This is a genomic window from Massiliimalia massiliensis (assembly GCF_900155615.1).
GTDB classification, from domain to species: Bacteria; Bacillota; Clostridia; order Oscillospirales; family Ruminococcaceae; genus Massiliimalia; species Massiliimalia massiliensis.
This window is the reverse complement of the sequence record NZ_FUHT01000002.1, coordinates 273956-287873: the sequence shown is the minus strand read 5'-3', so window position 1 is coordinate 287873 and position 13918 is coordinate 273956. Positions and strand designations below refer to the sequence as shown.

The following is a 13918-nucleotide window of genomic DNA, read 5'->3' as shown; positions in this document are numbered from 1 at the left end:
TTGCCCGATCTTGTATCAGGACTCTTTTCCTTTATTATAACATAATTCGTGTACTTTGTGAAAGGATATCCTGTTTTGCAGAATAGAAAAGCCTTCCGTTTTACGGAAGGCTTTTTTGTTACTTGAGCTGGATGATGAAGTCAACATCATAATCAATGTGCGTGAGTTCTTTTTTGCCAGTATATACGGAGAGCTCGCCTGCGCCGTCGTTGCAATCATGGATTAACGCGACATAGTTTTCATTCAAGGCGGAGAATGACGAAACATCATAAGCGAGCTGCTGTGTTTTGCCGTTTTTGAATACGCAGAATGTTCCCATCTGGGCCAGGCTGTCACAATCAGATTGGAAGAAGGCGGCTCCGTCCAGGATAGAAAGAGAATCCATTTTTACGTCATATGCAATAGACTGATCCTTATAGTACAGGTCTGCTACGTCGGATCCTTCCTCACCGTCCCGGAAATACCAGATTTCTCCATCAGAAAGAACATAGCTTGATACATCGTCATATACTGTTTCGGATTCCCCGATTCCCTTATCGGATATTTTAGCACGGAACAGAGTGCCGGCAGCCTCTGGGAATTCTTTTTCCACATAATATAGATAGCCGGAGTCTTCCACTTTGATATCATAGATTCCTTTTTCCTTGTCTACATTGACGATGGATTCGGTTCCGGCAACAGAAATGCAGGGGACTGTTTTCACTTCGATCTCCTCAAACGGATTCTCTTCTCCGGCAGCAATCCGCAGACTGAACATGGAGATATTCTCCTCAGTATCGAAATATTCTGACATTTTAACCTTTTCGGGAGCGGCAGATTCGTTTCTGTAATAACAGATGATATTTTTTTCTTCATCCGCAGAGACAAGATCGGAACGAGAAATGGATTCTAAATAGTTCTCACAGACCTTGACATCTTCCTTGCCGTTGTAATAGAATAGGTTGGTTTTGGTATAGCTGACCGATGCGCCCTTGATATCCTCACGAAGCTGATTACGGAGCTGGTAGACCTGCAGCGGTTTTTCCCAGCTATAGGAGATATAATACTTCCCTTCCGCGACAATTGGGGCTTCAGTTCCTTCGCCATCCGGCGCCTCCTCAATCATCTTGTTGGTCACCTGGATAACGGGACGGTCATTCTCCATTTTTAGAGTAAAGGTGTTTTCCAGCTTACCGTTCCCATTATAGTCGGTAGTAGTATAGACCGCGGTATTATCATCGGTGAATTCCGCTTTTCCGCCATCAAAGCCGTTATACCAGTCGTTCAGGTCAAAGGAAAAACCGTCGGCCGTCATATCATAGATATAAAGTGACGTACTGTTAAAATAGCTGGAATCATTATCCGGATAGAAGATAGTATCGTTCAGGTCTCGCAGGGTCAACGGCTTTTCATCCTTGGCAGCCTGTGTATCAGCTTCGAGCAGGTCATCATCAATAAGATCGGAAATCGGAGTGCTGACCTCTTCATTTTTTGTATAATAGAAGGTTCCGTTATCATTAAAACTAAATGCCTCTATGATATCAGAAGCCAGCTTTTCGGATTTGTTATCCTGCACGGAATAGCGATAGCAGGCTTCATCTTTGATGTAGAAGACCTCCTGCGCATCCTCAGAGACATAAGAAATGCTGTCAGCCTCTGCTGTGATTTTTTGTTTTTCCTGCGTGTCCATATCAGCCTGATACAGTGCCTCGTCTTCTCCTAAGTAAATGAGAGTACTATCATCCTCAGAAAGCCGATAGGTAGAGACGCCATTGAAGAGACGTTCCTTTTGCCTGCTTTTTAAATGATAACGGAAAAAATCTCCATTGCTGGTCAGATACAAAACAGACTTTTCATCTGAGGAAAATTCAAAATAATAAGAAATATCATCATCAATTTTGATCCGCTCTCCGGAACGCAGCGCCTTGTCAGTGAGATCCTGATAATAGAGTGTATCGTTTTCACCGTCCATATAGAGCAGCTTTGTCTGCTTCTCATTGCAGACATAATAGGGGATTAGCGCTTCGCCCTCCAGCTCATAGCGGTTCTCTTCTTTTCCTTGGAGGGTGAGATGCACCTCATCGCCAACAGCATATGCCAGGAAATGCTGCTCCTTTTGCGAGGCAATCAAAACAGGGATTAAAATAGCAAGAATTATTACAAGAGCCAGGCCGCATCCAGAAAGGATCAGTGCTTTGGGGTGCTTGCTCCATTTTTTCCATAGCAGAGAGAGGCGTGACGATAAGGCCGGGGAGATTGGCTCCTTCGGTTGGGGGATTGCCTGAACGGTAGGAGCTGGCGTTTCCTGCGATTGACCCGATACCGGCTGCATAGGAGCAGCAGCCTGTTCCTCTGGTTTGTTCGATGCTTCTTCAGTGGAACGAAACGGGACTTGTTCCGCTGTTTTCCCTTCCTCAGGGGATTTTTGGATGATAGAGCCGCAGTTCGGGCAGAAGAAATCGTCTTCCGTGACCGGCGAACCGCATTGTGTACAAAAAGCTGCCATAAATCATTCTCCTTCTGTCTAGTTAATTATAGCTTTTTAGGCTGATCTTTTGTTATCTTTGTATGCAAATCACGAACCAGTGATTTTAATAAAAAATGAAAAGGAGACCTACGTATGAAAGCAATGAAAACACTTGTGTCCATTCTACTAGCAGGCGCCTTAACCGCTTCCGTTTTTTCCGGATGCGGTAAAGAAGGGGAAGGCGGCACATCAGGCGATGCGAAGAGTGGCGAAACGACTAAAATCACCTTTTGGAAAGCGCCGCATGCCTCGAATGAAGCCGAGCTGTGGCAGCCTGTTTTTGACAAATTCGCTGAAGAGCATCCTGAGATCGAGCTTGAATTTTTGGTTACGCCTTGGGAATCGTGGAATGAAAAATATTCCGCAGCGTTTGCCGGCGGAACACCTCCGGACGTTTCCTACATGACAGAAGGTTTCCCGAATTTTGTCGCGGCTGGGCAGTTGGAAGACCTGACGCCTTACATAACGGATGAACTGAAAGATAAATATACCGACGCGTTGTGGAGTTCCGGCGAATATGACGGAGTTATGGCCAGGGTTCCATTTCTTAACCTGACCTCGATTGTGTTCTACAATAAGGCGCTGTTGGAAGCCGATGGCGTAGAAATCCCGCAGACCTGGGATGAACTGCTTGCTGCGGCGCAAACTCTGACGAAGGATACTGACGGGGATGGAAAAACTGACCAGTGGGGTTATTTTTTGAACCATTTCACTGGTGAAATCAGCATCCACCAGACCGCACCCTATATTTATCAAAGTGGCGGTACTTTTCTGAATGAGGATGAAACTGCATTGGGATTCAACAACGAGGAAGGAATCAGGGGACTGAGATTCGTCACTGATCTGATGGTTAAATACAAGGTTGCTCCGGCGCTTGACGACTACTCCGCCGAGGAAGCACAGCAGCTTTTCTATAACGGTAAGGTTGCAATGTTTGCGGATCAGTGCCAGGCTGGCAGCGCAATCAAAACCAATGCTCCGGATCTGGACTTCGGCGCATTCCAGATGCCTGCCGGGCCGAATCCGGATGAAGCGATGAGCCGTGCAAACTATGGCGGAAACGGCGGCCTGTCCATCGCATCTGCAAGTAAAGTCAAAGATCAGGCTTGGACCTTGATCGAATTTTTGACATTAGAAGAAAACGGCGCAATTTACCTGAAAGCAAATAATATGCTGGACGCTTCCGCAGAAGTAAGCAAGGAGATGTGGGGCGACGATGAGATCATGTCTGTTGCGGCGGATGCAGTACCGTCTGCCTATCCGGTTCCGACAGATCCCAGATGGTTCTCGCAGGTTGACCCTGTAATCAAACTGATGATTGAAGAAATTTTGCGCGGCACCAAGGATGTTGAAACAGCCGTTGCTGACGCAGACGCACAGGTAAAAGAGATTCTTGCCCAATAAAACAGATCATTAAAAGGTGGCTGCCACTATTGCTGAAGAGCAGTTATTGTGGCAGCCCTTTTCCATTCGGATGAGAGGAACGATGTCCATGAAAGAGAAAAATACAGACACTGTCTCAACGATTGTAACCAAGAAGTATGGGACGAAAGCGAGGCAAAGGGAAATGCTGTCCGGGTATCTGTTTATCCTTCCCTTTATGCTGTTTCTGATTACCTTTTCACTCCTGCCTATTATCATGACCTTTATTCAAAGTTTCCAGACAGGCGGAACGGTGGGACCGAGAACCTTCGTCGGACTGCAAAACTACGTGAAGATTTTAACGGACCGGCAATATTATGATTATTTGCTGAACAACTTCCTTTATATTATTATGTCACTGCCAGTGGGCCAGTTCATTGCGTTTGGCTTGGCATTATATCTGAAAAAAACCTCTAAACTGTCTCCTTTCTTTGAGACTGTTTATTTTATGCCGCTCTTAATTTCCATGGTAGCGGCCAGTATGATCATGTCCTATATGTTTTCTGTCAATGGGCCGATTAATTACCTTCTGGAGATCATTGGAATTGATGCGCCGAATTGGCTGAATAAAACAGAAACCGCCCGGATAGTAATTGTCATTCTGGAAATTTGGAAGGGCTGTACCTTCTATATTTACATCTATGTCGCCGCTTTGCGCGGTATCCCAAACGACTTTTATGAGGTTGGTCTGATCGAGGGAGCAAATCCATGGCAGATGCTGCGGAAGGTAACCTTGCCGTTAATGAGAAACAGCATTTTGCTCTGTATCGTAATGTCTACAATCTGGCAGCTTCAATTATTTGATTCTGTCTTTACTACAACAAACGGAGGGCCTCTTAATTCTACCAAAACTGTCGTATTTGCAATCTACGAGCTGACCTTTAAGAATAATTTGACTGGATTAGGCGCGGCATTATCTATGCTGTTCCTGCTTGTAATTCTGCTGATTACAGCTTTGCAGCTTCGATTGAATAAAGGCGATATTGAGTATTAGGAGGATGAACAGATGAAAAAGGGAATTACGCTTGGCAAGGTAATAAAGGCTTTGATTCTGCTTATTACCAGCCTGATTATTATTCTGCCGTTTTGGCTTTTTTTAATGACCTCTCTGCGCGATAAGACCGTACTGTTTGAAACGCCTCCAAAACTATGGGTGGAGAATCCCACGCTTGACAACTATGCGGAGTTGCTGCTGAGCAAAACCAGTGCCTTTCCACTCTGGTTTGTCAACAGTCTGATAGTATCCGTAACTACAACAGTTCTTACCCTAATCCTGGCTTCCCTCGCGGCCTATGCCTTTGCCAAAAAGACATTTCCGGGAAGAAACGCGATCTTTATGCTCTGCATGGCGACGATGATGGTGCCGAGCACGGTAACTCTGTTGCCTGCATTTATGATCGTGCGCCAATTTCATATGGTAGATTCCTTATGGGGGATGATTATTCCATGTGTTACAAATGTGTTTGGTGTATTTCTCCTTAAACAGTTTATGTCGACAATTCCAAGCTCATTGATAGAGTCCGCCAGAATTGACGGAGCTTCGGAGCTGAGGGTATTCGTCAAAATTATCGTCCCGGTGTCCCGTTCCGCGATGGGCGTATTAGCAATCAATACGTTTATGAACCAGTGGAACAGCTTACTTTGGCCGCTCATTATGGCAAATACGGAAACAGTCAAAACACTGCCGGTCGGAATCGCAGGATTGAAGGGCCAGGCTCTGGTTCCGTGGAATCTGATTATGGCGGCAACTATGCTGTCCTTCATCCCTGTGCTGATTGTCTTTATCTTCGCAAGAAAGAGCTTTATTGAGGGGATGACCGCAGGCGCGGTAAAAGGATAGTGGAACTTGGGCTGAGATGACGGTAGAACTTCCGGCCAAGATATGTTATGATAGAACGAAAGTAGAGTTGAGAAAATGATGTCGCAGACAATCTTGCAGCGTGCAATGAACGGAGATTCCTTTGAGGATTTAGAGATTATAGACGTTCATTGCCATATGGGGAATTTTGCTTGTTTCCAGTTTTCGGAGGCAGGGATTGATCCCATGATCGAGGATGCGAAACGGATGGGTGTGGCCAAAATATGCGTTGTTGCGCAGGCCGGCACCTCTAACGCATATCAAAGAGGAAATATGGATACCCTGCAGGCTGCCGAACGCTATCCGGAGCATGTTCTGGGATATGTGGCGCTAAATCCGCATAAACCGGAGGAGGCAGAAAGGGAAATAAAGGCCTATTATCCATATCGTCAGTTTGTAGGGGTGAAGATTCATCCCGGAGCTATGCAGGCAAAAGCAAACTGCGAGGGATATCGAAGAATCTTTGAGCTGGTGCGGCAGTACGGCGGCTATGTGCTTGTCCATACCTGGGAGGCCTGCCCGTACAGCAATATCGATTTATGTGAGGATATCATCAAGGATTTTCCGGATGTGAATTTTGTGCTGGGGCATTCCGGCGGCTATGTGCTTGTCCATACCTGGGAGGCCTGCCCGTACAGCAATATCGATTTATGTGAGGATATCATCAAGGATTTTCCGGATGTGAATTTTGTGCTGGGGCATTCCGGCGGCACGGTGGACGGAGTAAAAAAGGCCATTCATTTGGCAAACCGTTTTTCCCATGTCTATCTGGACTGCTGCGGCTTTGATGTGACAGAACATGCCCTGCCTGAAATGGTGGAGCAGATGCGTGATCCGGAACGGCTGTTGTATGGTTCGGATTATCCGTTCCATGATCTTCGCTATGGATTGACAAGGGTTTTATTTTCTGATTTGGATGATGACATGAAGCAAAAAATCCTGTCCGCCAATGCGCAGACCCTGTTAGATCGCAGCCAGAAAAGATAAACATTCAGAAAGGATCGAAGATAAATGCAGTTTATAGATATTAACGCAATGCTGGGAGAATGGACTCCCAAGAATTTGTTCCTTCGTACTGCTGACGAAATGGAGCAGGAAATGAAACGGGTTGGTATAGAAAAAGCCTATGTGATGGATACCAAAGCGTGGCTGTCTGAACTGACTGCAGGGAATAACGCTGCAGTGCAGGCGGCTAAAGAGCACAGTATGCTCTCGCCGGTTATGGTGATGACCCCGTTGCTGGAGCAGGAGTTCGGCGGACGGGAAGGAGCTGTGGAGTTTATCTGCAAAAACAGGATCGTCGCAGTGCGGCTGTTTCCTCGTGATCACGGGTATACGTTAAACCCCTGGAACATAGATAAGCTTTTTACCTTGTTAAGTGATTTGAGAATGCCGGTGCTGATTGACGAAATGGAGCACACAGGCGGCCTTGAAAGCTATGATGAGCTGTACCATCTGTGCTGTGAGTATCCAGATGTCCCTATCGTGCTGCTGACTCCCGGCTACCGGAGCGCCAGGATGATTTACCCCATGATGGAGAAATGCAAAAATTTCCATATTGATACCAGCCTGCTGATCGCTTACCGCGCGGTAGAGGAAATCGTTGCGTGCTTTGGCGCGGAGCATATTCTGTTTGGTACCAGAATGCCTTATCTGGAACCAGGTACCTTTGTAGGACGAATTCTTTATGCGGACATCAGCCAGGAGGATAAAGAAAAGATTGCATATGGTAATATTGATTCACTAAACCGTCAAATCCGGTATCCGTATTAAGGAGGTGGCATGATGGCACAACAAATTTTTGAGAGAGCGATGAAAGGGGAAATATTCCCTGAGCTGCGTATTATTGATGCTCACTGCCACCTTGGAACTGGACACGAATTTTATCATGCGCCGGCAGATATCGACCAGATGATACGCGAGGCGGATTCAATGGGAGTTGAAAAGCTGTGTATCGCTCCCGAAGCAGGAATCGAATGTGATTATAAGTATGGCAATGAGCTGATGCTTGACAGTATTCGCAGATATCCGAACCGAGTGTACGGTTATTTATGCTTGAATCCGTTTCATGAAGATGAAATTGAGGAGATGTTTGATACCTACTATCCTGTGGAACAGGTAGTCGGCGTAAAAATCCATCCGTCCGGACATCGCGCGCGGATTGACTGCGAGGGATACCGGAAAATTTTTCAGCAGGTAGAAAAACGCGGCGGCTTTGTTTTAAGCCATACCTGGGGGGATTTTGATCCTTTCTGTAATCTGACCTTGTGCGAAGAGGTCATGGGCCGGTTTCCGAAGGTTTCATTTATCCTCGCGCATTCAGGCGGGACTGTAGAGTCGGTTAAAAAGGCGATCAGACTGGTAAACGCCTATCCGAATATTTATTTGGACACCTGTGGATTTGATATAACTGAGCACTGCATTAATGAGCTGGTTGACCAGTGCCCTTTTGAAAAGATTATATTTGGAACAGATTTTCCTTATCATGATCTGCGGTATGGAATGACGCGGATTTTGTTTGCTGATCTGGATGATTCCCAAAAGGCCGGGCTGCTTCATGAAAATTTTGCTAATCTTTTGAAGAAGAATCCCAAAAAATAGAACATGATTGGAACTTAGCGCATGACGAATAATCTAACAACTGGAAATGAAACAAGGGTGATGCTCCGGTTTAGCATTCCGTTCATCATCGGAAATTTGCTGCAGCAAATTTACAATATTGCAGATACCTTTATCGTTGGCCATTTTTTGGGCTCGAACGCATTGGCGGCCGTAGGGTCTGCCTATGCGTTCATTGTTCTGTTTACTTCGATTATCTTAGGGCTCTGCATAGGAAGCGGGATTGTATTTTCCCAGTTGTTTGGCGAAAAAAATATCGGGCAGCTCAAAACGGCGATCTGGAATGGCCTGGTCTTTGTCTTTGCGGTGACATGCCTGATTTTCTGTGTTTCATTTTTTCTGTTAGATCAATTCCTTTTACTGCTTCAGGTTCCAGAATCTATTTTTGAGGATACCAAGCTGTATATCCAGATAATTCTTTATGGGCTTTTTTTCACCTTCCTTTATAATTTTGGCGCGGCAATTATTCGAAGCATTGGAAATTCCCTGATTCCTTTACTTTTTCTTGTAATCGCCTCGGTCATTAATATTGTACTGGATATTGTACTAATCGTTGCCTTCCATATGGGTGTTGCCGGCGCCGCAATTGCGACTGTGATTGCACAGACCGTTTCGGCAATCCTGATCGTAGGCTATTATCAAATGAAAATCCCTATGCTCCGTTTAAAAAGAGAGAATTTGCGGCTGGATAGGGAGCTGTTGAAGCGGGTAGCAAGCAATTCTGTTTTGAACAGTATCCAGCAGTCGATTATGAATTTTGGAATCCTTATGGTGCAGGGACTGGTTAACAGTTTTGGCGTTTCTGCGATGGCTGCGTTTGCGGCCGGGGTAAAAATTGACGCCTTTGCTTATATGCCGGTACAGGATTTTGGCAATGCGTTTTCTACCTATATTGCCCAAAACTATGGCGCACGGAAAATGGGACGGATTAAAACGGGAATTCGTCAGGCGATGAAGCTCAGCCTGTCCTTCAGCGCCGTAGTTTCTCTGTTGATCTTTCTGTTTGCAGAGCAGCTAATGGGGATCTTCGTAAGGGAAGAAGAAATCATCCAAATCGGTGCGTCATATCTGCGGATTGAGGGAGTCTTTTATATGGGAATTGGACTGTTGTTTCTCCTATACGGTCTGTACCGTGGATTGGGAAAGGCGCAAATGTCCATTGTTCTGACGGTAATCTCTCTTGGGAGCAGGGTACTGCTTGCCTATGTGCTGGCTCCGATTCCCAGGATTGGGCTTTCCGGTATCTGGTGGGCAATCCCGATTGGCTGGATTTTAGCCGACTTGACGGGACTTCTGTACTGGAAACGATGCCAGAAAGCATGGAAAAATTTGAATGAATAGAAGCTATCATTTAACATAGTCTTTGAAAACGGAAAGGAGTGTCAAATCATGACTACATTACCAATTGGCGTACAGGTTTATTCTGTGCGGGATACAGCGGAAAAGGATTTTAAAGGTACAATTCAGGCCTTAAAGGATATGGGATATGATTTTTTAGAATTAGCCGGACTTTATGGATTGACGGCCGGAGAGCTTCGGGCAATAGCAGACGAAGTAGGAATTCCTGTTTTTTCCGCCCACCTATCGCTCGATGAGCTGCTAGCCGATCCGGAAAAGATAATTGAGGATTATATTTCAATCGGCTGCAAATATATTGTGATTTCTTATCTGCCGGAAGAACTGCGGCCGCTGACGCCGGGCTTTGATACAGTGCTGGAGGAAATGCCAAAGCTCGGTAAGCTCTGTGCTGAAAAGGGAATCGTGCTGTTGTATCACAACCATGATTTCGAATTTGTAAGATTAGCAAACGGGGAATATGGGCTGGATCATCTGTATCAGACAGTACCGGCGGATTTTCTGCAGACTGAGCTTGACTGCTGCTGGATTAAGGTGGCGGGAGAGGATCCGGTCTCATATGTCCGCAAATATGCAAACCGCTGCCCGGTAGTGCATTTGAAGGACTTCTATCTGGAGGGTGCACCCAAGAGCCTGAATGAGCTGATCGGGCAGGCGAGCGGGGAAATAGAGGATCAAGGAGACGGGTATTTTGAATTCCGTCCAGTGGGACATGGGATGCAGGATATCCCGGCTATCCTGAAAGCAGCGGAGGAGAGCGGTGCACACTACGTTGTTGTGGAGCAGGATTATTCCAAGGGGCGCACACCGATGGAGGCTGTTAAAATAAGCCTGGATTATTTGAAATCTATATAGGTGGCATCCACTGCAAATAGAATATTGGAAAAGGCTCATACCATATGGTATGAGCCTTTTTGCATGGGATAAAGCGGTTTTGCGGCTTGATAGCGTTTTTACAGCAGATCCTCAGTGATGATTCCGATCGGAATCTCAATCCACGGCTCGGGCTGCTGCTTTTTCACCAGATATTCGAATAGAACCTTTACAAGCTGATAGCCTTGTGTCTGTGGGCCTTGGTCGATTGCAAAGTCGAGCGTGCCGTCTGCCAAAAGCTTTTTGGCCTCCGGCGTTACATCGTGGCAGACCAGCTTTACGCGGGGTGATTTTCCGGTGATAGCCAGTGCCCTTGCACATCCCATCACACCGCCGCTCGTGATATAAATCCCGGACAGGTTGGGATAACGGCTGCAGTATTCCAGGGTAAGCTCAAACGCCCGGTCCTCCTGATCCTGGTTTTCCTTGATGCCGATCACAGTGAGTCCTGAATTCTTTCGCTGGATCCGGTCTTGAAAGCCGCTCAGCCGATCCTCGTGGCAGGAAAGAGAATGAGAACTGATAATCACGCCGATTTCTCCGCCCATAGGCAGCAGCTTTTGCAGCAGTCCGGCTGTGGCGGCCCCTCCCTTGATATGGTTCTGTCCAACAAAGCACAGGCTGTTGATTCCTTCGGCCCGGGAATTGAAGGTAATGACCGCAATGCCTTCTTTAATGAAGGTATTTACCAATTGTCTTACCCGGTCATCGTCAATAGGAAATAGGGCGATTCCCTGTACGCCGTTCATTTTGAGCTCATTTAGGATGCTGATCTGTTCAGCCGGTTCCAGCGCGGTCAGCATCCGTACCGAAATTTCGAGATTAAAAACAGTATATTCCCGCTCTGCACGCCGGATTCCTTCCAGCATTTCGAGAACAAAAGGATTATATTCCGGCGTTAGGATGATACCTATCTTGACCGGTTCGCGGGAAACCAACGCTTTTCCCAGGATGTTGGGCTGGTAATGAAGCGCCTTTGCGATTTCCAGCACCTTTTTCTTAGTCTCGGCTTTCACACCGGGACGTCCGTTGAGCACCTTGTCTACTGTTCCCCGTGATACGCCTGCCAGCTCGGCCAGCTTTTTCATAGTGATTTGTGTAGACATATCTATTCCCTCCCTTATCCGCACTGAATTCATCTTCTGCGGTGCTGCTCCCGCTGATTGAGCCGGAGTAAAATTTTTCAAATTTATGAGAAAGGTCTTGCCTTCCAAATCAAATCGTGATATAATTGCAATCAGAAATTGAGCACGTGCTCAAAAAGAAAAATCAATATCAAAATCTATTATAAACTAAATATATCAGATATTCAAGCAGTTTTGCCGATGTATTGCAAATTTACTTTATACACGTGATCATAAACTGGAACTAGTATACGCTTCAAATAGGAGATGGAGGATGACGCTGTGAAATTCGGGATTTTATTCGCTTATTGGACTCACGATTGGACTGGTGATTACCGATATTATTTAAAAAAAGCAAAGGAACTGGGACTGGATATTCTGGAAATTGCCGCGGGGGATCTGTTGCAGATGACAGATTCTCAGCTTAATCGGCTAAAAATGCTGGCAGATGAATTAGATTTGGAAATAAGCTGTAACATTGGCCCGGCAAAACAATATGACGTAGCTTCCGGCGATCCGTTGATCCGGGCAAATGGAATCAGATTTCTCACAAGTATTATGGAACGCATGGAGCAGCTTGGCTCTCATACATTAGCCGGAGTCATGTACACCTATTGGCCTAATGACTTTACTGATCTGGATAAGCCGGCTTTGTGGACGCGCGGAGTGGAAAGCTGTGCGGAGATGGGGAGAACCGCACAGCAGCTCGGAATCGACCTGTGCCTGGAAGTGGTGAATCGGTACGAAACCCATATTCTGAACACTGCCGAGGAGGCGGTGCAGTTTTGCCGGGAGGTCGGGAACCCAAATGTAAAGATTTTGTTAGACACCTTTCACATGAATATCGAAGAGGACAGCATTGCAAAAGCGATTCACTGCGCCGGCGATTTGCTCGGACATCTGCATGTCGGAGAAGGAAACCGGAGGATGCCCGGGCAGGGCAGCCTGCCATGGGCGGAAATTGGGACAGCGCTGCGCGGTATCGGCTATAATGGAAGCGTTGTGATGGAGCCGTTTGTATTGCCGGGCGGCCAGGTGGGAAAGGATATTAAGGTTTGGCGTGACCTTTCGGGAGGTGCAGATGAAGAAAAGCTTGACCGGGATGCAAAAATGGCGCTCAGTGTGCTGAAACAGAATTTTTTGAGATAGGAGAGATTGAGATGGCGGAAATTTGGACTATGGGAGAACTGCTCTGTGAGGTGATGAGACCGGAAGCGGATCTTCCTTTAGACCGGCCGGGAACATTTTTAGGGCCGTTTCCCAGCGGCGCGCCGGCAATTTTTATTGATACTGCGGCGAGGCTGGGACACCCGGCCGGAATTATCGGTGGTGTTGGAAAGGATGACTTTGGAAAATGCCTGCTTGACCGGCTGAAACGGGATGGGGTGGATTGCTCCCATGTGACGGAATATCAAGACGGATCAACCGGAGTAGCATTTGTAACCTACTTTGGGGATGGCTCACGCCGGTTCCTTTATCATTTTTCTGACACTCCGGCAACCAGGCCGTCGGCGCCGGAAGCAGCTTCTTTGGGAGAAGGGGTGCGTTTTTTCCACATTATGGGCTGTTCCTTGATGGCCAAACGCGCCTTTGGTGAGGAAATTGTCAAGCTGATGAAAGCGCTTTCCGAACGGGGGGCAAAAATTTCCTTTGACCCCAATATCCGGCCGGAATTGATGAAGGATGAGTCTGCCTTATCTATGGTTCGGGAGGTCATGCGGCGATGCAGTGTGTTTTTGCCCGGAGTTTCAGAGCTGTTGATGATCAGCGGAGAAAAAACAGTAGAAGAAGCGGTAGAAGCCTGCTTCGAAAATCCGGCTTTGGAAATTATTGCGCTGAAAAACGGCTCCAAGGGCTGTACCGTTTACACGAGAGAAGAAACGGTTACGATGGGAGTCTACCCGGTAAAGGTAGAGGATGCCACAGGAGCGGGAGACAGCTTTGACGGCGCTTTTCTCTGCGGACTGCTGGAAGGAAAAAACCTGAAGGAAGCAGCAGAGCTTGCTACTGCGGCAGCTTCCTTGAATACCGCGGCATTCGGCCCCATGGAAGGGAAAATCAACCGGGAGAATGTGGAAAAAATAATCCGTGAAAATCGGCGCGTGGAGGGATAGCAAGGTGATTTGCCTTATACCTTCTGTCAAACAAAAGAAAATGAGA

12 protein-coding genes are annotated in these 13918 nt (G+C 46.7%); 10 read left to right on the top strand and 2 right to left on the bottom strand.

Annotated features, from left to right (window positions below; translation table 11 throughout):
- Positions 1-118: 118 nt before the first annotated feature.
- On the bottom strand, positions 119-2485 hold the full coding sequence (locus CZ360_RS01280; protein WP_077532393.1) for a zinc ribbon domain-containing protein: 2367 nt from the start codon (positions 2483-2485) through the stop codon (positions 119-121).
- A gap of 114 nt (positions 2486-2599) precedes the next feature.
- On the opposite strand from CZ360_RS01280, the gene CZ360_RS01275 reads away from it, so the two are divergent.
- The 8 genes from CZ360_RS01275 (at position 2600) to CZ360_RS01240 (ending at position 10616) form a co-directional block, all read left to right on the top strand.
- Entirely contained in the window at positions 2600-3910 is a 1311-nt protein-coding gene (locus CZ360_RS01275) for an ABC transporter substrate-binding protein (protein ID WP_077532392.1), read from the top strand.
- 88 nt (positions 3911-3998) lie between these two features.
- On the top strand, positions 3999-4922 hold the full coding sequence (locus CZ360_RS01270; RefSeq protein WP_159438064.1) for a carbohydrate ABC transporter permease: 924 nt from the start codon (positions 3999-4001) through the stop codon (positions 4920-4922).
- A 12-nt stretch (positions 4923-4934) separates the two neighbouring features.
- On the top strand, positions 4935-5768 hold the full coding sequence (locus CZ360_RS01265; RefSeq protein ID WP_077532390.1) for a carbohydrate ABC transporter permease: 834 nt from the start codon (positions 4935-4937) through the stop codon (positions 5766-5768).
- Positions 5769-5843: 75 nt separating this feature from the next.
- On the top strand, positions 5844-6773 hold the full coding sequence (locus tag CZ360_RS01260; protein ID WP_077532389.1) for an amidohydrolase family protein: 930 nt from the start codon (positions 5844-5846) through the stop codon (positions 6771-6773).
- 24 nt (positions 6774-6797) lie between these two features.
- Positions 6798-7559: an amidohydrolase family protein gene (locus CZ360_RS01255; RefSeq protein ID WP_077532388.1), complete on the top strand. Its 762-nt coding sequence runs from the start codon at positions 6798-6800 to the stop codon at positions 7557-7559.
- A gap of 12 nt (positions 7560-7571) precedes the next feature.
- Positions 7572-8387 (top strand): amidohydrolase family protein, encoded by an 816-nt coding sequence (locus tag CZ360_RS01250; RefSeq protein WP_159438063.1) that lies wholly within the window; start codon positions 7572-7574, stop codon positions 8385-8387.
- A gap of 21 nt (positions 8388-8408) precedes the next feature.
- Positions 8409-9746, top strand: coding sequence for an MATE family efflux transporter (locus CZ360_RS01245; protein ID WP_143530109.1), 1338 nt, complete (start codon positions 8409-8411; stop codon positions 9744-9746).
- Between the two features lie 48 nt (positions 9747-9794).
- A complete protein-coding gene (locus CZ360_RS01240) occupies positions 9795-10616 on the top strand; it encodes a sugar phosphate isomerase/epimerase family protein (RefSeq protein ID WP_229407955.1) in 822 nt (273 codons plus the stop codon).
- Positions 10617-10714: 98 nt separating this feature from the next.
- On the opposite strand, the gene CZ360_RS01235 is transcribed toward CZ360_RS01240, so the two are convergent.
- Positions 10715-11740 (bottom strand): LacI family DNA-binding transcriptional regulator, encoded by a 1026-nt coding sequence (locus CZ360_RS01235; RefSeq protein ID WP_077532386.1) that lies wholly within the window; start codon positions 11738-11740, stop codon positions 10715-10717.
- A 300-nt stretch (positions 11741-12040) separates the two neighbouring features.
- Between CZ360_RS01235 and CZ360_RS01230 the strand changes: the two genes are divergently transcribed.
- Positions 12041-12907 carry a D-psicose 3-epimerase gene (locus CZ360_RS01230; protein WP_077532886.1) on the top strand — a complete coding sequence of 289 codons (867 nt, stop codon included), beginning with the start codon at positions 12041-12043 and terminating at the stop codon, positions 12905-12907.
- 11 nt (positions 12908-12918) lie between these two features.
- Complete coding sequence (locus CZ360_RS01225; protein WP_077532385.1) at positions 12919-13872, top strand: sugar kinase; 954 nt, start codon at positions 12919-12921, stop codon at positions 13870-13872.
- Positions 13873-13918: the final 46 nt, after the last annotated feature.